The 616-nt window shown below is 31.7% G+C and carries 1 protein-coding gene; it reads right to left on the bottom strand.

Annotated elements, in window-relative coordinates; translation table 11 throughout:
• Window positions 1-616: hypothetical protein (locus V7659_RS22500; protein ID WP_420491762.1), on the bottom strand; the 616-nt coding region annotated here is incomplete at both ends.

The following is a 616-nucleotide window of genomic DNA, read 5'->3' as shown; positions in this document are numbered from 1 at the left end:
TTTCAATTCAGAAGAAGTTTTAGCAGAGTCCTTCTCTTCGGAATGAGATTTCTTGATCCTAAAAATGCTTGAAGGGCCGTCATCCTTGGCTTGAACCATTGTAGACTCAATTTTTATTGGTTGTGACCAAACCATCGTATTATTAGCTTCTTCCATAACTACTTCATCTTGTTTCTTGTCATTTTTCTCAGATTTTTGTTTTTTATCTGAACTTTTACTGTCATCTTTTGATTCCGACTTCGATTTTTCCTCTTTCTTGGAATCATTTTTTGATTCTGACTTAGATTTCTCATCTTTTTTGGAATCATCTTTTTTAGAATCATCTTTTTCCGAGGAACCATTCGATGAACCTTTAGAATCATTTTTGCCGTTATCATTTGATGAATCTGACTTTTTAACCTCTTCTTTAATAAATCCTTTGAGAATATTAGAGATATGAACTAATTTAATTAATATCCGCTCTTCCCCATTAATTAAAGTAGCAAAATCTTCATCAATCTCGCTTAAGACTCCAGTAAATCTCTGCTTATTAATACTTAAAATCGTTACCCAAGTATGTTGAAAGGAAAGGAGTAAATCTTTTAAACTTTGAGTTTTTAGAAATTGTGCCTTTGTT

Origin of the sequence: Neobacillus drentensis (genome assembly GCF_036966985.1) — a bacterium.
In the GTDB taxonomy this organism is placed as follows: domain Bacteria; phylum Bacillota; class Bacilli; order Bacillales; family Cytobacillaceae; genus Neobacillus; species Neobacillus drentensis_E.
Note: the sequence above shows the minus strand (reverse complement) of the source record. Positions and strands in the feature narration are given on the sequence as shown.